This window comes from Pseudomonas sp. NPDC087346 (assembly GCF_044744235.1).
Taxonomy (GTDB): domain Bacteria; phylum Pseudomonadota; class Gammaproteobacteria; order Pseudomonadales; family Pseudomonadaceae; genus Aquipseudomonas.
In genome coordinates this window covers 1-657 of sequence record NZ_JBIUXX010000164.1, presented here as the reverse complement: position 1 = coordinate 657, position 657 = coordinate 1, and the positions used below count along the sequence as shown (strand labels likewise).

General features: G+C 50.4%; 1 protein-coding gene. It reads right to left on the bottom strand.

The features are described from left to right. The coding region (gene rimP / locus ACIOZM_RS31790; RefSeq protein WP_401221637.1) for a ribosome maturation factor RimP at positions 1-417 on the bottom strand (417 nt) is incomplete at its 3' end. Between the last annotated feature and the right edge of the window lie 240 nt (positions 418-657).

The window sequence follows — 657 nt, the reverse complement described above, 5'->3', positions numbered from 1 at the left end:
GATCGGCAACAGGAACTCATGGTCTTCTACCTGCACCACGACATCCTGTTCTTCTACGCCGCGCAGAAGGCCCTGAAAGTTGCGTCGACCTTCGAAAGGCGAGCGCAGCTTGATCTTCACTTGTTCACCGGCAAATTTGGCAAACTGTTCAATAGTGAACAGCGGGCGTTCCATGCCAGGCGAGGAAACTTCAAGGGTGTATTCAACGGTGATCGGATCTTCAACATCCAGGACACCGCTGATCTGACGGCTGACAATGGCGCAATCGTCCACCAGCACACCGCCCTCTTTATCAATATAAACGCGCAACATTGAGTGGCGACCTTGAGCCGAAAACTCAATACCCCAGCATTCATAGCCTAGGGCCACGACCACCGGGGCCAGCAAGGCCTGCAACTCTTCTAGCTTGCTCGACACTGAACCCCCTCGTGCATGTAGATGCATGCGTGCAAAATAAAAAAATGGGCGAAACGCCCATCCTTGAAACGCCGTCGAACAGCGGCGTAGAAAGTGTCCAGCTAACAAAAAGCCCCTTAAAAGGGGCTCCTTAAACTGGTTGCGGGGGCCGGATTTGAACCGAATACATTAGTTTTTTTTTGCGTAGTTTATTGAATTATTGTAGATTCAGCGTTATAGCTGGGTGGTATGTTTATGATT